Origin of the sequence: Acinetobacter sp. YH12069, assembly GCF_013419675.1 — a bacterium.
GTDB classification, from domain to species: domain Bacteria; phylum Pseudomonadota; class Gammaproteobacteria; order Pseudomonadales; family Moraxellaceae; genus Acinetobacter; species Acinetobacter amyesii.
Genome location: NZ_VOZS01000022.1, coordinates 27,825 through 43,266, shown reverse-complemented (window position 1 = coordinate 43,266; position 15,442 = coordinate 27,825). Strand labels below are relative to the sequence as shown.

Sequence of the window (15,442 nt, the reverse complement as noted above, 5' to 3'; positions counted from 1 at the left end):
CGACAATAGCAAGAGTGAACCACCTGATCCCTTCCCGAACTCAGAAGTGAAACCTCTTAGCGCTGATGGTAGTGTGGGGTTACCCATGTGAGAGTAAGTCATCGCCAGCTCATTATTCGAAACACCCTCTGACTAGTGCAGGGGGTGTTTTTTTATGTGTGGAAAAAAGATAAAAAGGGGCGATAATAAAGCGTTGGAAATCCAACGCTATAAATCGACCTAAAACGATAAAATTATCTTAACTGACGTCGTGCATGCTTTAATGCAGTTCTTAACCCTTCTTCTAAAGTTGGATGATAAAAGGGTTTATTTAAAATTTCATGAATGGTTCGTTCTTCTGAAATCATCCAGGCTAACATAAGCCAATGACTGCATAATTTGAATTGTGGGCGGGTATCCAACGAATATCATGGTCCATTCTGACCAAGGCTCACAGCACTGTAGTCGTGATTTTAGAGCGCTATTATTGATGAATAACTGCATCCAAAGCATGTCTAGACGAGGCCTTGCGCAGTATATTGCTCATGGGATAATGCAGTAACAGAAAGCTTCTTTCACACATTTAAAGGTCATGTGGTACATGGCAGTGTATTTTTGACCCGAAAAGAAGCCAATGTTGTCTTGTTTGACTATATTGAGATTTACTACAATCGAGTGAGAAGGCACTCTGCAAATGGTTGGTTAAGCCCAGAAGCCTTTGAGCAGAAATATTTTAAGAATTTAGAGGGATAGGTTGTCCACGATACTGCCTGGGATCATTATTTGGCTACCTTTATCGGGTAAATTTTATATTTAAAATATCAATATCCTAAATATTCGATTAAAAAAAACCTGCTTAAAAAGCAGGTCATAGATTTAGAGAAATGAAGTCAATTAAGCAAAAATATTACATGCTGCAGATGCCAAAATCCATAGAATCACCACTGCAACTACTGGCTCTACAATTTTTGACCAAGTCGGTACTTGTACTTCAGTTGTTACGTCTTCTTGTGTATGTTGTTGATTAACCATTTGATTGAACTCCTTCATTGATGCCTCTAATGATATCTCTTCTTGAAGATTTGGTTTAGAACCAAGGAGCTCTGTTAGGTTGTTTGTTGACCAAACCCAATCATCCGCTTGACCAGAAAGATGTTCAATTTGTCCGTTGAGTAATTCTCGAATACTTTGCGGTGAATGTGAGCCTGTATCATGAAGTTGTTTTAATTCATTTAATTGTAAATGAAAAACTTCTGTAGTTAGGTTTTCGAGTTCAGAGCGTTCTAATGTTGATGCATTTGAAGGGTTGGTGGTGAGATGACGTGAAACTTCCTGAATATAGAGTTCATCAGGCTGAGTAATTTCTTGATAAACCTTTTCACCATTAATGCGTAGCTGATGAATCAATTCACCTAAGGTTAAAGCATTAATTTCACGTAAATGTTGTCGTTTTTCTTCACGATTTAAATGACTTAAAAGCGTAGGCTTTTGAGATTCTATTTGTTCGACAAAATATTGTACTAAATCAAAAGCCATTATTCGCTTCCTTATTCTTTAATCGAGCAACCTTAAACCCGGTTTTTTCTTCGGTTGCTCTTGTTGTTCTTGGTCGTTTGATTTTAAAGCATTTTGATCATTCTGAATACCTTCATATTCTTGAGGATCGAAGAACATGCCTTGACCATTTTCACGTGCATAGATGCCTAGAACAGCAGAAAAGGGGATATAGAGGTTTTGCGAAACGCCACCAAAGCGTGCAGAGAAAGTAATCGTCTCATTACTCATGTGTAGCGCATGCGTTGCATGAGGTGCGATATTCAGGACAATTTGGCCATCTTGAATATATTGAACTGGCACCATCGTACCATTCTGTGTCGCATCGACAAGTAGGTAGGGGGTAAGTTGGTTTTCACAAATCCATTCATAAAGTGCCCGTGTTAAGTATGGACGTGTTGGAGTGAGTTGTAGTTCCTGTTCAGACATAATGCTTACTCGAATATTTATGGAAAATTAATTTTTTACTAAAAGCTCGCTATAGCGATTTTTTTCCTGCAATGTCATTGATTTGATAAATGCTGGACGGCTAAAGATGCGTTGGCAATAGAGAAATATAGGGCGGCATTGCTGTTTGGGAAGCTCAATACCCATGGCTTTTAGGCGCAGAAATATAGGCGCGAGCATACAGTCTAACATGCTAAATTGTTCAGACATAAAATAAGGATAATGCTGAAACAAGGGGGTTAGTGAAATGAGTGTATCACGTAATTGTTTTTGTGCGTTTTGCTTGGCTTTTTCATCGAGGGTATCGGGATGGCGAAGCATAATATCAGCCAGTCTTAACCAATCTTGTTCGAAGCGCCATACATATTGACGTTGCTCTGCACGAGGCATGGGTGCATCTGCATACAGTTTATTTTGACGATATCGGTCATCCAGATATTCGGCAATAATACTGCTTTTATAGAGTTTTAGGCCATTTTCAATCATCATCGGAAGTTGATTGTAGGGATTTAAACTTGCAAGATCTTCGTCTTCATCATCAGCAATAATTAAATTATGTTTGATTTGCTTCTCTGCAAGTACATAGCGTATCCAGTGTGAGCGAAAGTCATCCGCATGACTGTAAAGCGTAATCCCTTGAAGAGGTGCATTTTCGACTGACATAATCCGAGACGATGAGAAATGAATAAGATAGGATACTAAAATTAGACAGTAAAATCACGGGGACTTTAGCAATATCAATGCAGCTACAGTGAAAATTACAGTTTTGTTTTATTTGATTTTATCTGATAGCTTTTCATGTCATTCATTTACCTGATCGTCACCGCATGATGACCATTGCACTTGTACAAAAATTATTATTTTTAGCTGCTGTTATTTTTATGGGCATTGGCTTTTATACGGCACTCGCTGGAGGTTATGCCTCTGATTATGGAGCAGAGGATGATAGCCCTGAACAAAAAAACAAAATCACCATCTGTACAATTACACTAACACTGTCGGTTATATGCTTAATTGCGAGTTTGAGTCTCTTGGTTTATCGGTTCGTTGTTATATTTGCATCATCTTCATAAAAATCAAGATATAAAAAAACCTTGGCATAAGCCAAGGTTTTTTGTCCGATTCGGTAAACGAATTAACGTTTAGAGAATTGAGGACGTTTACGAGCTTTACGTAAACCAAGTTTCTTACGTTCAACTTCACGAGCATCACGAGTAACGAAACCAGCTTGACGAAGAGCAGGTTTAAGAGTTTCGTCAGAAGCGATCAATGCACGAGTAATACCGTGACGGATAGCGCCTGCTTGACCACCGATACCACCACCAGCAACAGTGATGTAAAGGTCATATTTCTCAGTAGCTTCTAAAAGCTCAAGTGGTTGGTTAACAACCATACGAGCAGTTTCACGACCGAAATATTGTTCTAAAGAACGGTTGTTGATTACGAGTTTACCAGTACCAGCTGATAGGAAAACACGTGCAGTTGCGGTCTTACGGCGACCTGTACCATAGTTAGTAGCCATGTGCTGTATCCCTTAGATGTCCAAAACTTGTGGCTGTTGAGCAGTATGTGGATGCTCAGTACCAGCGTACACTTTCATTTTCTTGATCATTGCATAACCAAGAGGACCTTTTGGCAACATGCCTTTTACAGCACGTTCGAAGATTTCTTCTGGTTTGTGAGCAACTAATTTTTCGAAATTAGTTTCACGAATACCACCAGGGAAACCAGTGTGGCGATAATATTTCTTATCAAGTGATTTTTTACCAGTCACTTGAACTTGCTCAGCATTGATAACAACGATGTAGTCACCAGTGTCAACGTGAGGAGTATAAGAAGTTTTGTGCTTACCGCGTAAACGACGAGCGATTTCAGTCGCAAGGCGACCTAAAGTTTTGCCAGAAGCATCAACAACGTACCAGTCGTGTTGAACTTCAGCTGGCTTAGCGCTGAGAGTTTTCATTAAACCACTACCTATTATAGTTGGTTTGGACTATGGAAGCTGTCCAAACAAAAGGAGACGCGATTCTATACGAATACGTGAAGAATCACAAATGAAAATATAAAATTTCAAGCGCTGTATTGTAGTATATTTCTTCAGCAATAAACAGCAGATAATCCAGAAATTATAAAAAATGCGGGTGAATGTAAATCATGTCGAATTCTAATCTGTTAAAAACCACACCTGACCCCTTATTTTGGCGACATTGGTGGTATTTAATGGGCTTATGTAGCACCTTGATTTTAAGCCCAACTTTTTTGTATTTGGTGTCTTTGCATGGGGCGGATGGCGCAATCATCGTTTTGTTAATGATGCTCACTTTATTTTTCCTTAGTTATTTATTGGTTTATCTGTTGATTGGATTATTGCTTGTGGGCGGTATGTTTTTTGGCTGATAACGAACTACCCGCAGCATGTACCGACCGTTCAGCGCGGCATTGTAATTCTTATTGCACTGATTTGGATCATTGGCATTTCAGGTTTTGCTTTCGATTTCATTCCATACAATGTCGCACAACGCGGTTATTTTTGAGTTTTAGTCCGATATTTTTAGTCAATAAAATTAGGTCTGTCATGTGCATCACACAGTATAATAATGCTATTGCACACACAGGATAGACCCATGCTGCCTTTATATATCACGAGCGGTGAACCCGCAGGTATCGGACCTGATATTTGTTTGAGCTTAGCCAATCGAATAGATGAAAGGCCACTTGTGGTTCTTATTGATAAAGATTTGCTGCTCAAGCGTGCTCAACAGTTAAAGCTCGAAGTTGAACTGATTGACTATGTTGGGCAGGAGGGTTCGGCAGCTCTAGGTCAGCTTTATGTGGAACATGTACCTGTAACTACACCTGTTATTGCAGGTCAGTTAGATGTGAATAATGCAGCCTATGTGTTGGAACAATTACGTCGTTCTGCAGATTATGCGATGTCTGGCAAAAGTGTAGGTGTTGCAACTGCACCTGTGCAAAAGTCGATTATTAATGATGCCGGTATCCATTTCAGCGGACATACGGAGTTTTATCAAGAATTTGCAGGCGTTGATCGTGTCGTGATGATGCTTGCGACCAAAACGCTCCGTGTCGCATTGGCAACTACACATTTACCGCTTCGTGATGTAGCCGATGCCATTACTCAAGAACGTTTGCATCAAGTCATTGATATTGTAATTCATGATTTAAAAACCAAATTTAAAAAAGATCATCCGCATATTTTAGTCTGCGGTTTAAATCCGCATGCGGGTGAAGATGGCTATTTGGGCATGGAGGAGATTGAAGTGATCAATCCGGTGCTAGAGCGTTATCGCGCTCAAGGGGTGAATATGAGCCTGAGCTTACCTGCTGATACCTTATTTACCCCTGAAAATTTAAAAGATGCCGATGCGGTTTTGGCGATGTATCACGATCAGGGCTTACCTGTGTTAAAGTCGCAGGGCTTTGGCGAAGCCATCAATATCACTTTGGGCTTACCGTTTATTCGGACTTCAGTGGATCACGGCACAGCACTGTCACTGGCTGGAACTGGTCTTGCTAAAAGTTCGAGTTTACAGGTGGCGGTTGATTTGGCTTTAGAATTAGCAAGTGCGAAAAATAACGAAACTTAATAATAAAGGTTTGAATTTTATATGAATAATAGTAAAAAATTATCAAAAATAAAACAGGAAAATAACAAGATGCTTAGGGCGAAATCGATCATTCGCCCATTTTTTGGGATTGCGTTAGCGTTGATGCTGTCAGCATGCTCAACGCTCGCTACAGATCATCATTCTTGTGAATTAAAAGTATTATCGCTGCAAATTCCAAAACAGACGGAAGGATTTATACGTTTTGCATCACCGGCTGCCGTGGATGGCTTTAAACATAATCAGCAAAAATTTAATCAAGCGCTGACTGCGGTGCATAAAAAATATGCGAATCGTGATGGTGCTGATAAAATGCTTCAAGATGGACAGGCAATCAATGCTAATATTGATCTGCTTGTACAGCATCAAAATAGCCTGAGTGCGCTATATGAATCTCAACTTCTTGTAAGTGAAACCATTCCGGGTATTCAAGCTGAATATAACATTCTGGCTGATAAGATGGCTAGAGTAAACAATTCAGCTATTCAAGCAATGATTGCCAAAAATCAAGTCTATATTGCGGGACGAATGTTGAGTTCTTTGCTGAAGTTAAATGATGTGAATTCTATTCATCCAGACGATTTAGATGACTTTTTAGCAGATTTTGAAACTTTCAATCTTTATTTGAAGGCTCAACTGAATGGTAATCCCGAACTGGGTGTAGAGCGCGTAAACAATGCTGAAATGCGTGAAAGTTTGCTCTCTATTCAGGCGGAAACTGAAGAAATGATGAAATCTGAAACAATGGCTTTGTTGCAACAAAGAGAGCCATTGCTCAGTGTAATTAAAGCGGCTCGGGATAATGTGACCAAGTCCGAAGAAATTTTTGCTCGCTTGAGTGAATTTGAATCAAGTCAGTAATCGTTGTAATAAACCTATGCGGAGAATTTTATGTATCAAATTAATGCCCTAAACCCAAAAGATGAAGGGCATCACACGCGTAAGCGGTTTGGACAGAATTTCTTACATGATCAACGTGTTATTGCCAAAATTGTGCGTTCGGTAAATCCGCGTACTGGTGACAATATTGTCGAAATTGGTCCCGGTCTTGCTGCGCTTACATCGCCTTTAATTGGTGAATGCGATGCTTTAACTGTGGTTGAGCTGGACCGTGACTTAGCCGCAGGTTTGCCGGGCCGTGTGCCTCATCCCGAGCGCTTGACCATTGTTGAAACCGACGCGCTGAAATATGACTTTACCGAGCTGTTTGCCGAAGGCCGTCCACTGCGTGTGGTTGGCAACTTGCCGTATAACATCTCGACACCGCTGCTGTTTCATCTCTTGGAGTTTGGCGACAAAGTCAAAGACATGCACTTCATGCTGCAAAAAGAAGTCGTGGACCGTATTACCGCTTCACCGAATACCAAAGAATACGGCCGTTTATCGGTGATGATCCAATACTTCTGTAAACCGACGTTTTTATTTGAAGTGCCGCCGGGTTCGTTTAATCCGCCGCCAAAAGTCACCTCTGCGGTATTCCGTTTAGAGCCTTATGCTATTAAACCGATTGTGGCGAAAGATGAAAAAGCGCTTGCGCGTTTGGTTTCACATGTCTTTACTCAGCGCCGCAAGACCTTGCGTAACAGCTTAAAAGGCATGTTGGTTGAAGATGGTTTTGAAAATGCAGGGGTTGATCCAATGGCGCGTCCTGAAACCCTAACACTTGCAGAATTTGTCGCATTAGCAGATCAAATGGTGGCTTAAATAATTATGACTCGCAATATTCGCTATAACTATGTCATTGGTGATGTTCAAGGCTGTTTTGAAGCATTAAAAGCTTTACTGAAAGAGATCAAGTTTGATGCAGACCAAGATTTTATATGGTTTGCCGGTGATCTCGTCGCACGGGGTGAAAACACGGTAGGCGCTTTGCGGTTCATCAAAAAATTAGTGGATAGTGAAGTTGCGGCGACGGTACTGGGCAATCATGATCTGACTTTGCTGGCATGCGCTCGTGGTATTAAGGATATCAATCCTAAAGACAATATCGATGATGTGATTCACGCTTTAGAAAGTGATGATTTGATTGATTGGTTACGCAAGCAGCCGCTGTGTCTATTTCCGAATGAGCAAACCATTTTGACTCATGCGGGTATTCCTTTGAATTGGACTGCGCAGCAAACCGCAGACTTGGCAAAGGAAGTGGAAGCGGTGATTGGTCATGACGACTTTGATGTGGTCGATGCGTTTCTTCAAGTGATGTACGGTAAAGAGCCGAACCTATGGTCGGATGATTTGTCTGGTCATGCGCGCTTACGCTGTATTACCAACTATTTGACCCGCATGCGCTTAACCGATGCAGAAGGTCGATTAGAGTTCAGTTTTAAAGATTCACTCGATGACCCTATGCCGAAGGGTTTTAAGCCATGGTTTGAGTTTGAGTCACAAGCAGCTCAGACCCATCAAATTCTTTTTGGTCATTGGGCTGCTTTACAAGGAAAAAGCATTTCAGCAAAAATCCAAAATGTGGATGGCGGATGTGTCTGGGGCAATCAGTTGATGGCCTATCGTTTAGAAGATCAGCACATGTTTGCTGTCGATAATCCTGTAATGTAAGTATTTAAAAATAAAAAAGCCGCATTGATGCGGCTTTTTTATTGGTGTGAGGATTAGTCTAAACGAATCCAAGTTTGGTTACGGCCAAGTACTGAAACACCAATACTTGCACGTAAAGTGAGACGTTTCCCCGTGCTATTCAAACGAATTTTTGCATCGTAAAGTTTACCTGCCAATGGGTCGATAACACGGCCTTTTTCATAATTATTTGTGTCATTAACTTGTTTTAAACCTTTAATAATCTCCATACCGAGAATTGGTTGGTTGGTATAAGGCGCAGGGCACTTATTACAGTTTTTTTGCGGTGTATAGCCCGGACGTGGTGTAATTTTAATAATTTTACCGGTATAGGTATTATTGGATTCTTTATGAATCGAAATAATCGCTTTGGCAGCTCCTGTTTTATCGTCAATTTGTTGCCACGTGCCGGCAATGTCATTTGCAAATGCGACATTCATCAAACCGAATGTGCATAGGCTGAATAATATTTTTTTAAACATAATCGCTTTTCCCCGAGAAGCATGATTTATGAGCACGTATGTTAGAAAGTTTATGAGAATAGTCAACTTTAATTTAAAAATAATTTGAAGATATTCGGAATAAGAAAAACCGCCATGTCGGCGGTTTTTTTACTTGTTTGAGGTTACTCTTGGCGAATCCAAGTTTGGCTACGACCAAGTGCAGAAACACCCATATAACCCCGTAAAGTTAGGCGTTTCCCACTGGCATTTAAACGGATTTTTGTGTCGTAAACTTTGCCTGAAAGCGGGTCAATAATACGGCCTTTGTCGTAGTTATTAGTGCCTTCAATATGTTTTAAACCTGTTAAGATATCAAGGCCTAAGATTGGCTTGTTTTTGTAGGGTGCAGGGCAGTTTACGCAGGTGTCGCGTGGTGTATAGCCCGGACGCGGCGTCACTTTGATGATTTTACCCACGAATGTGCCATTACTTTCTTTACGGATTTCAATAATGGCTTTTTGTGAACCTGTTTTATCATCAATTTGTTGCCAAGTCCCTGAAAGGTCTTGAGCAAAAGCTGAACCACTCATTACAGCAGCTAAGAATAAGAGGCTCACTTTTAATTTTTTCATCAGATATTCCCTGTAGGTGGTTCACCTATGTCAAATCAATTTACTGAATAAATTTAAAATTTATTCAGCGCGAATCCATGTCTGTGTACGACCAATCGCGGAAATCCCCAGATATCCACGTAAATGTAAGCGCTTACCATTGGCAGAAATTTTGCCTTTTAAGCTGTAAATTTTGCCTGCCAAAGGATCAATAATTTTCCCTTGAGAGTAGGTATTTTCCCTTTCAAGTTTCAGCCCCTTAAATACATCCATCCCTAAAATAGGCTGGTTGGTATAAGGTGCAGGGCAATTCACACATTTTTCCTTTGGTGTATAACCCGGACGTGGCGTCACTTTGACAATTTTGCCGGTATAGGTGTCTTTGGCATCTTTTCGAATTTCGATCAGTGCTTTAGGCGAACCGGTTTTATCGTCAATTTGTTGCCAAGTCCCTGTAAGATCTTGAGCATAAAGTGCAGAGCTTGTGACTACGGCACCGAATAATGCAGCCCATTTCAAACTTTTTTCGATCATATTAATAATCCTTTATCAATACACTTTGTGAGGGTTTATTGATCATACTAGGTAATATTTGAACTTAGAGCAACTACTCTAAGCATAAATATTTACATTTTATTCGGGAAAGTTGACATGTTGCACAAAAGTGACTTTACCAAAAATGTAACATCCACAGCACATCGTTCAATGTGTTGTGGCGTACCCTTGAATTTATATTAAGTTTATTTTTTATACAAAACAATCATTTAAAAGTGATTGCTCAGTCACATATTTTGTAGATAGAGTATGAAAGTTGGCAACCAGATTGCTGTGAAGACTGCATTTACCGCCATGCCAAATGCTGCATAGCGCCCAGCAATGCTGCCGCGCTGCCAAGCTTGAGCTGTGCCAATCGCATGTGCAGCAAGTCCTAAGGCGAGTCCTGATGCACGTTCATCATGAATATTTTTGAGTATGATGGGTGAAAATGCTGCGCCAATCACCCCTGATAAAATCACAATCAAAATCACCAAAGGAATCGGGGAATGCAGCAGCGTCGCAATGTTGATGGCAATTGGGGTGGTCACTGCCCGTGTAGCAAAAGCCATAATGGTTGGATCTGACAAATGCAATAAATAAGCCAGCCCCATAGGGAGGGCAACGGCACTGATACTGGCAAAGACTAAAATCCCGCCCACGGCTTTTAATGGCAAGTCATCGTAGCGCATTGCTGCTAAAGGAATGGCCAAGGCCACTGTGACATAGCCGAGTAAGTTATTGAACAGTGGATTGACCTGTGCCATATAACTTTCATAGGAAATGCCAAAAAGATAGAGCATACCAATGACGAAAAACATCCCAATCACAATCACGGGGATTTGCGGTAATTTTTTATTAATAGGTTTTGCGACAAGATAGGCGATCAGGGTAATGATGAATCCAGAGATGATTGAAAGCATGTTGATTCTCCTATAGCCATTTCTTAGACATTTTTGCGTAGACCCACAGCGGTATGAGGGTGCTGACAAAGAGAACAATCAAAAACATTGGAATTTCATCACCTAAATGCATCATCATCAGCAATGAGCCTGCACTAATGGGTAAGAAGGCAAAGGCACTTTCTTTCATGATTTTATTATTGGTATCGACCAAACTGGCTGGAATTTTGTTGAATTTTCTCCAAAATGAAAGCACGATCAAGAGGGCAATCAAACCGACTAGATTGCCTAATTCTGGGTGATTGAATTGCTTCATGACCCAGACCGCGCCTTCACGGAAAATAATAATTAATGCAATGGTGCCTATCCAGGCTTTCCAGTCGATGCGCTTGATCCAGTCCATTTTTGTCTTTCGTTAAAATTATACTAATCAAGTTTTAACCGATTTAGTCTTTAATTTCAAATTCTTCAAGTGGACGTTGAAATTGTTGCGCACGCGTTCCCAAGATTTCTTCGATGGGTAAATGCGCCTGTTTAATCAGTTGTTCTAACTTATGCGGGGCAATGATGACGTGCAAAATTAAGTTGCCTTGTTCATCATAACTTTCATTTTGGATCACATTGAGCGCATACAGTTGTGTTCTTAATTTGCCATAAGCCGGTTTTAGACGGACTTCAAAGCTTTGAATCTGTCCCATTAAGCATTCTTGAACCGCTTGGCGTAATAAGGGAAGACCTTTACCACTATGTGCTGAGACATAGACACGTTCCGGCTGATGTGGCTTGCCATAGATGATTTTAGGATCTTCGCCACTGACATCAATTTTGTTATAAACGCGCAGAATCGGAACATCGACACCAATTTCTTTCAGTACTTTTTCGACAGCCTCGATTTGTTCCATCATGTCCGGACTGCTGGAGTCAATGACATGTAACAATAAGGTCGCCTCCAACGTTTCTTCTAAGGTGGCTTTAAACGACTCGACCAGTGAGTGCGATAAATTACGCACAAAACCTACAGTATCTGCGAGAACTAAGTTGCCGATGCCATCCCAATGTAGACGGCGTAAAGTTGGGTCAAGTGTCGCAAAAAGTTGGTCTGCTGCATAGACATCACTTTTTGCTAAATTATTAAATAAGGTCGATTTACCCGCATTGGTATAACCCACCAATGACACGGTTGGAACAGCAGCTTTTTGACGTGCCACACGACCTTGCATACGTGTTTGGCGGACTTTCTCAAGTTTCGCTTTGAGTTGTCCCATACGGAGCTTGAGTAGCCGACGGTCAGTTTCCAGCAGCGTTTCACCCGGTCCACGTAGGCCGATCCCACCTTTTTGGCTATCGAGATCGCCACGACTACGAATCAGTCGTGAAGCCATATGTTGTAATTGGGCCAATTCAACTTGCAACTTACCTTCATAGGTACGTGCGCGTTGGGCAAAAATATCTAAAATTAATTCTGTACGATCGACCACACGACAACGCATGATGCGTTCAAGATTACGTGCTTGGGCAGGGGTGAGGGCATGGTCAAAGATGACCAATTCGGCTTCATGCTCTGCAACCACTTCGGCAATTTCTTCAGCTTTCCCTGAGCCAATAAATAATTTGGCATCAGGCTTAATACGCTGTGCATGCACATGTTGCAGAATATTGGCACCTGCAGATTGAGCAAGTAAGTGGAATTCTTCGGCATCAAGGTCTGCGAGCATTTGTACTGCTACGCTGACTAAAATTACGCGTTCACCGCTCGCTTGATGTTGATTTAAATTTTCCACTCAGCACACACTCCTATTTAAAGATTCATTTTAGGCGAAAATGCAGTGCGAGGGTTAATCTAAGTGAGGGATTAATGGCTAAGTTGCTGTATGTTGTGCTATTCAATTAGAGAAAGCTGTGAAAGCTCAGTGCCAGTAAAAAAAGCACACTCATATATATCAGTGAAAAACCAGCAATGGCTTTTAAAGCTTGCCATGAAGAAATAGGAGGGGTATCTGAATGTGAATGATTCATAATTTTAACCTTTAAAACCGATATAAAAATCATATTTGATTTTTAAAAACGATTAAAATGGGAAAATATTATCTTCGACTTCGGTTTTTATGATCAATGCAAAAAAACTGTCTTCGGTATATGATGATGAAAATTTACGCCAAATTGTGGCACCGTGTCCTTTTAGTGAACCGTTTATGAATCAACCTCAAATCGTCAATACACCGCAAATTAATGTGTTTTCAAAATTTTATTTGTATTGTAAAAAAGTCGGTGCAGCAGCTGTTGCCGTGACGCAGGGTTTTTATTTGGTTTATCGTCATCAATTGTATAAAGACCCGAATAACCCGCAAAATACCCGCTATGTGCAGTATTTTTGTCGCAAGTTATGCAAAGTATTTAATCTTGAAGTCAAAGTGCATGGCGAAATTCCACGTCAACCAGCCCTTTGGGTAAGTAATCATATTTCATGGTTAGATGTGGCAGTTTTGGGTTCTGGCGCACGTGTTTTCTTTTTGGCGAAAGCTGAAATTGAAAAATGGCCGGTACTGGGTAATTTGGCGAAAGGCGGTGGCACCTTATTTATTAAGCGTGGTTCTGGCGACTCAATTAAAATTAAAGAACAAATTACGGGCTTCTTAAAACAAGATACGCCGGTACTCTTTTTCCCAGAAGCCACCACTTCAGATGGCAGCAAAATTAAAAAAATTCATGGTCGTATTTTAGGTGCGGCAATTGAAGCCGAACGTCCAGTCCAAATTTGCTTAATTTGCTATGTGAATCAGGACGGTGAACTCGATAATATTGCGCCCTATGTCGGAGACATTAGCTTTGATCGACATGTCAAAAATGTCTTAGAAATGCCGAAAGTCACAGCGCATCTGATGACATTGCCCGCAATTGATTCGGCAGGTCATACTGTTGACAGTCTGACACAAGAAGTGCAGCAAAAAATGAATCAGGGATTAGCAGAGCTTCAAGCCAAAGTTCTTAAAGCGCCAGTTCCAGTTGAAGCTAAATAATTTAATGATACAGGCTGCAAGGGGATGCCTTTGCAGCACGATCCTTACATAAAGCCTTCGAGCGGCAACCAAGAAACAAATTTCACTCCTGCTTTTTGCCACCACTTGATTTTCGGTTCACGTGGATAAATACGCGTTTGACCATTTGATAGCTTAATTTTCCAATTGATTTGTTGGTCTGCATTGAGCACCAACTTATAGGCATATTTACTCAAATTTTCATCCATGGTGTAGTGGACGGCTTTGGCTAAACGTGGGCTATTCAGTAATACCCCAATTTCAGTATTTAAATATGCTGAGCGAGGGTCAAAGTTAAATGAACCAATAAAAACTTGTTTTTCATCAATTGCCATCAGTTTGGCATGCAGACTCGAACGGCTTAAACCTTTCAGACTAACTTTAGATTTTTCCGCCAACTCTTTGGTATTGGTGTTGAGGTTTTCTGCATCAGGTCTAGAGAGAAATTCATAGAGTTGAACGTCGTGTTCCAATAGATCTTGGCGATATTTGCTATAAAAAGCATGAACCAATGGCACGTCATTGGCCTGGAATGAGTTGGTCAAAACTCTGACTTTCACGCCATCGGCACTGAGGTTTTTTAGGCGTTCCGCACCTTGTTTTTCTGGAACAAAGTAGGCTGAAACGATATCGACACTTTGCTCCGGTTTATCTAAACGGTTGAGCAGCTGAAAGTTGAGATGCTCTTCTTTTTTGGCCTTAGATTTGATTTTGCTCGGGGAGTCTTTGACCACTTCGGCTTTGACCCAGTCAAATTGGATTTTATTGTTGAGCCAGTCATCAAAGGCATGTGAACGGTTGGCTAAGTCCAAATAATTGACCACAGTGGCTTCTTGGTTATAGTCATCGAGTTGTTGTTTGAGACTGTCAAAGCGCAAGCTATAGTGGCGTGGATTGACCAATTGGCGTACTGGAAAGGCATAATCATCATTCCAATATTCATCAAAAGAATGAATGATTTCATCGGATGCCGCACCGACCAACATGACGTCGACATCGGAAAATTGATAATTATCACTGACGTTATAGTATTGGTTACTCATATTGCGACCACCAATCAGAGCAATTTGATTGTCTGCAATAAAGCTTTTGTTGTGCATACGGCGGTTGATGCGTTTTAGATCCAGCACCATATCGACAGGGCGGAAATGTCGGAAGCGGTAGGGATTATACAGTTTGACATCAATATTGGCATGTTGGTCGAGTGCCATATAAATGCCTTCCATTTTTTTGGCATTGTTGTCATCGACCAATAAACGAATTTTCACCCCACGATCTGCAGCTTTGATCATGGCATGTAGGGCCAAAGCACCAATTTTGTCGTTATCCCAAATATAGTATTGTAGATCTAAACTTTTTTCGGCTTTATTGATTAGCTCGATTCGAGCCGCTAAGGCTTCTAATGGGTCATAAAGAACGTGGTAACCGGTTAAGTTAGGATTTTGTTCCCGTAGCGGCAACACAATTTTGGCAAGGCTAGTATCGTCTGTAGGAGTATTAAAGGCATATTCCACAGGTTGAGTGTGCTGTTTAGGCAAGGTACTACATGCAGATAAAGTCAAAACAAGGCTACAACTCAGCAAAACCGCCTTAGTGCGGTTGTGTATGAAGGGCAAATTTTGCTGTTTCGGTGTAGCTGAGTTCATACTGTTAGACATACTAAAAAATTTGATTTGAGTATAAGTGTCAGCTGTGAAAAGATAAATATAGTGACCGAGTTTTCTCGTTAGGCAAATT

Annotated in this window: 19 protein-coding genes, 1 rRNA gene and 2 pseudogenes; 9 read left to right on the top strand and 13 right to left on the bottom strand. The window is 40.8% G+C overall.

Going from position 1 to position 15,442, the window contains the following annotated elements; all coding sequences use genetic code 11:
- Positions 1–110, top strand: a 5S ribosomal RNA gene (gene rrf, locus FTU16_RS13960); the annotation flags it as partial.
- A gap of 123 nt (positions 111–233) precedes the next feature.
- On the opposite strand, the pseudogene FTU16_RS16565 reads toward rrf, so the two are convergent.
- Positions 234–359, bottom strand: a pseudogene (locus tag FTU16_RS16565) (hypothetical protein); the annotation flags it as partial.
- A gap of 32 nt (positions 360–391) precedes the next feature.
- On the opposite strand from FTU16_RS16565, the pseudogene FTU16_RS13955 reads away from it, so the two are divergent.
- Positions 392–732, top strand: a pseudogene (locus FTU16_RS13955) (IS3 family transposase); the annotation flags it as partial.
- Positions 733–873: 141 nt separating this feature from the next.
- On the opposite strand, the gene FTU16_RS13950 reads toward FTU16_RS13955, so the two are convergent.
- The 3 genes from FTU16_RS13950 to FTU16_RS13940 are packed head-to-tail and all read right to left on the bottom strand — an operon-like array spanning position 874 to position 2,643.
- Entirely contained in the window at positions 874–1,515 is a 642-nt protein-coding gene (locus FTU16_RS13950; RefSeq protein ID WP_180041715.1) for a hypothetical protein, read from the bottom strand.
- An 18-nt stretch (positions 1,516–1,533) separates the two neighbouring features.
- Positions 1,534–1,962 carry a ClpXP protease specificity-enhancing factor gene (locus FTU16_RS13945; protein WP_180041717.1) on the bottom strand — a complete coding sequence of 143 codons (429 nt, stop codon included), beginning with the start codon at positions 1,960–1,962 and terminating at the stop codon, positions 1,534–1,536.
- Positions 1,963–1,989: 27 nt separating this feature from the next.
- Positions 1,990–2,643 carry a glutathione S-transferase N-terminal domain-containing protein gene (locus tag FTU16_RS13940; RefSeq protein WP_180163499.1) on the bottom strand — a complete coding sequence of 218 codons (654 nt, stop codon included), beginning with the start codon at positions 2,641–2,643 and terminating at the stop codon, positions 1,990–1,992.
- A 164-nt stretch (positions 2,644–2,807) separates the two neighbouring features.
- Between FTU16_RS13940 and FTU16_RS13935 the strand changes: the two genes are divergently transcribed.
- Positions 2,808–3,053 (top strand): hypothetical protein, encoded by a 246-nt coding sequence (locus tag FTU16_RS13935; protein ID WP_180163498.1) that lies wholly within the window; start codon positions 2,808–2,810, stop codon positions 3,051–3,053.
- 62 nt (positions 3,054–3,115) lie between these two features.
- Here the strand turns inward: FTU16_RS13935 and rpsI are convergent, their stop codons facing one another.
- Positions 3,116–3,502, bottom strand: coding sequence for a 30S ribosomal protein S9 (gene rpsI, locus FTU16_RS13930; protein ID WP_078190115.1), 387 nt, complete (start codon positions 3,500–3,502; stop codon positions 3,116–3,118).
- Between the two features lie 12 nt (positions 3,503–3,514).
- Positions 3,515–3,943, bottom strand: a complete 429-nt coding sequence (rplM, locus tag FTU16_RS13925; RefSeq protein WP_004722943.1) for a 50S ribosomal protein L13 — start codon at positions 3,941–3,943, stop codon at positions 3,515–3,517.
- Positions 3,944–4,134: 191 nt separating this feature from the next.
- On the opposite strand from rplM, the gene FTU16_RS13920 reads away from it, so the two are divergent.
- The 5 genes from FTU16_RS13920 (at position 4,135) to FTU16_RS13900 (ending at position 8,162) form a co-directional block, all read left to right on the top strand.
- The gene (locus FTU16_RS13920) at positions 4,135–4,377 is read left to right on the top strand and encodes a hypothetical protein (protein ID WP_180060224.1); all 243 of its coding nucleotides are present in this window, start codon (positions 4,135–4,137) and stop codon (positions 4,375–4,377) included.
- A gap of 227 nt (positions 4,378–4,604) precedes the next feature.
- A complete protein-coding gene (gene pdxA / locus FTU16_RS13915; protein ID WP_180163497.1) occupies positions 4,605–5,588 on the top strand; it encodes a 4-hydroxythreonine-4-phosphate dehydrogenase PdxA in 984 nt (327 codons plus the stop codon).
- 21 nt (positions 5,589–5,609) lie between these two features.
- Positions 5,610–6,467: a pilus assembly protein PilJ gene (locus tag FTU16_RS13910; protein ID WP_180066997.1), complete on the top strand. Its 858-nt coding sequence runs from the start codon at positions 5,610–5,612 to the stop codon at positions 6,465–6,467.
- Positions 6,468–6,497: 30 nt separating this feature from the next.
- On the top strand, positions 6,498–7,310 hold the full coding sequence (gene rsmA / locus FTU16_RS13905) for a 16S rRNA (adenine(1518)-N(6)/adenine(1519)-N(6))-dimethyltransferase RsmA (RefSeq protein WP_180066995.1): 813 nt from the start codon (positions 6,498–6,500) through the stop codon (positions 7,308–7,310).
- 6 nt (positions 7,311–7,316) lie between these two features.
- Positions 7,317–8,162: a symmetrical bis(5'-nucleosyl)-tetraphosphatase gene (locus tag FTU16_RS13900; protein WP_180163496.1), complete on the top strand. Its 846-nt coding sequence runs from the start codon at positions 7,317–7,319 to the stop codon at positions 8,160–8,162.
- A 53-nt stretch (positions 8,163–8,215) separates the two neighbouring features.
- Here the strand turns inward: FTU16_RS13900 and FTU16_RS13895 are convergent, their stop codons facing one another.
- The 6 genes from FTU16_RS13895 to hflX all read right to left on the bottom strand — a co-directional run bounded on the left by FTU16_RS13895 (position 8,216) and on the right by hflX (position 12,451).
- The gene (locus FTU16_RS13895; protein ID WP_180163495.1) at positions 8,216–8,662 is read right to left on the bottom strand and encodes a DUF2147 domain-containing protein; all 447 of its coding nucleotides are present in this window, start codon (positions 8,660–8,662) and stop codon (positions 8,216–8,218) included.
- A gap of 143 nt (positions 8,663–8,805) precedes the next feature.
- Entirely contained in the window at positions 8,806–9,255 is a 450-nt protein-coding gene (locus FTU16_RS13890) for a DUF2147 domain-containing protein (RefSeq protein WP_168379558.1), read from the bottom strand.
- Between the two features lie 60 nt (positions 9,256–9,315).
- A complete protein-coding gene (locus FTU16_RS13885) occupies positions 9,316–9,768 on the bottom strand; it encodes a DUF2147 domain-containing protein (protein ID WP_168379557.1) in 453 nt (150 codons plus the stop codon).
- Positions 9,769–10,016: 248 nt separating this feature from the next.
- A complete protein-coding gene (locus FTU16_RS13880) occupies positions 10,017–10,691 on the bottom strand; it encodes an LrgB family protein (RefSeq protein ID WP_078190106.1) in 675 nt (224 codons plus the stop codon).
- A gap of 10 nt (positions 10,692–10,701) precedes the next feature.
- Entirely contained in the window at positions 10,702–11,073 is a 372-nt protein-coding gene (locus FTU16_RS13875) for a hypothetical protein (RefSeq protein ID WP_078194269.1), read from the bottom strand.
- A 43-nt stretch (positions 11,074–11,116) separates the two neighbouring features.
- On the bottom strand, positions 11,117–12,451 hold the full coding sequence (gene hflX / locus FTU16_RS13870) for a ribosome rescue GTPase HflX (RefSeq protein WP_078190104.1): 1,335 nt from the start codon (positions 12,449–12,451) through the stop codon (positions 11,117–11,119).
- Positions 12,452–12,862: 411 nt separating this feature from the next.
- Here hflX and FTU16_RS13865 point away from each other — a divergent pair, with 411 nt between their 5' ends.
- A complete protein-coding gene (locus FTU16_RS13865; RefSeq protein WP_180009229.1) occupies positions 12,863–13,687 on the top strand; it encodes a 1-acyl-sn-glycerol-3-phosphate acyltransferase in 825 nt (274 codons plus the stop codon).
- Positions 13,688–13,731: 44 nt separating this feature from the next.
- Here FTU16_RS13865 and FTU16_RS13860 read toward each other — a convergent pair whose 3' ends face one another.
- Complete coding sequence (locus tag FTU16_RS13860) at positions 13,732–15,351, bottom strand: phospholipase D family protein (RefSeq protein WP_257227147.1); 1,620 nt, start codon at positions 15,349–15,351, stop codon at positions 13,732–13,734.
- Between the last annotated feature and the right edge of the window lie 91 nt (positions 15,352–15,442).

Coding starts and splice junctions, on each gene's coding strand:
- pdxA (WP_180163497.1), top strand. CDS start 4,605: ATGCTGCCTTTATATATCACGAGCGGTGAACCCGCAGGTATCGGACCT.
- FTU16_RS13945 (WP_180041717.1), bottom strand. CDS start 1,962: ATGTCTGAACAGGAACTACAACTCACTCCAACACGTCCATACTTAACA.
- FTU16_RS13950 (WP_180041715.1), bottom strand. CDS start 1,515: ATGGCTTTTGATTTAGTACAATATTTTGTCGAACAAATAGAATCTCAA.
- FTU16_RS13860 (WP_257227147.1), bottom strand. CDS start 15,351: ATGAACTCAGCTACACCGAAACAGCAAAATTTGCCCTTCATACACAAC.
- FTU16_RS13865 (WP_180009229.1), top strand. CDS start 12,863: ATGAATCAACCTCAAATCGTCAATACACCGCAAATTAATGTGTTTTCA.
- FTU16_RS13900 (WP_180163496.1), top strand. CDS start 7,317: ATGACTCGCAATATTCGCTATAACTATGTCATTGGTGATGTTCAAGGC.
- FTU16_RS13910 (WP_180066997.1), top strand. CDS start 5,610: ATGAATAATAGTAAAAAATTATCAAAAATAAAACAGGAAAATAACAAG.
- rsmA (WP_180066995.1), top strand. CDS start 6,498: ATGTATCAAATTAATGCCCTAAACCCAAAAGATGAAGGGCATCACACG.
- rpsI (WP_078190115.1), bottom strand. CDS start 3,502: ATGGCTACTAACTATGGTACAGGTCGCCGTAAGACCGCAACTGCACGT.
- FTU16_RS13885 (WP_168379557.1), bottom strand. CDS start 9,768: ATGATCGAAAAAAGTTTGAAATGGGCTGCATTATTCGGTGCCGTAGTC.
- FTU16_RS13895 (WP_180163495.1), bottom strand. CDS start 8,662: ATGTTTAAAAAAATATTATTCAGCCTATGCACATTCGGTTTGATGAAT.
- FTU16_RS13880 (WP_078190106.1), bottom strand. CDS start 10,691: ATGCTTTCAATCATCTCTGGATTCATCATTACCCTGATCGCCTATCTT.
- rplM (WP_004722943.1), bottom strand. CDS start 3,943: ATGAAAACTCTCAGCGCTAAGCCAGCTGAAGTTCAACACGACTGGTAC.
- FTU16_RS13890 (WP_168379558.1), bottom strand. CDS start 9,255: ATGAAAAAATTAAAAGTGAGCCTCTTATTCTTAGCTGCTGTAATGAGT.
- FTU16_RS13935 (WP_180163498.1), top strand. CDS start 2,808: ATGATGACCATTGCACTTGTACAAAAATTATTATTTTTAGCTGCTGTT.
- FTU16_RS13920 (WP_180060224.1), top strand. CDS start 4,135: ATGTCGAATTCTAATCTGTTAAAAACCACACCTGACCCCTTATTTTGG.
- FTU16_RS13940 (WP_180163499.1), bottom strand. CDS start 2,643: ATGTCAGTCGAAAATGCACCTCTTCAAGGGATTACGCTTTACAGTCAT.
- FTU16_RS13875 (WP_078194269.1), bottom strand. CDS start 11,073: ATGGACTGGATCAAGCGCATCGACTGGAAAGCCTGGATAGGCACCATT.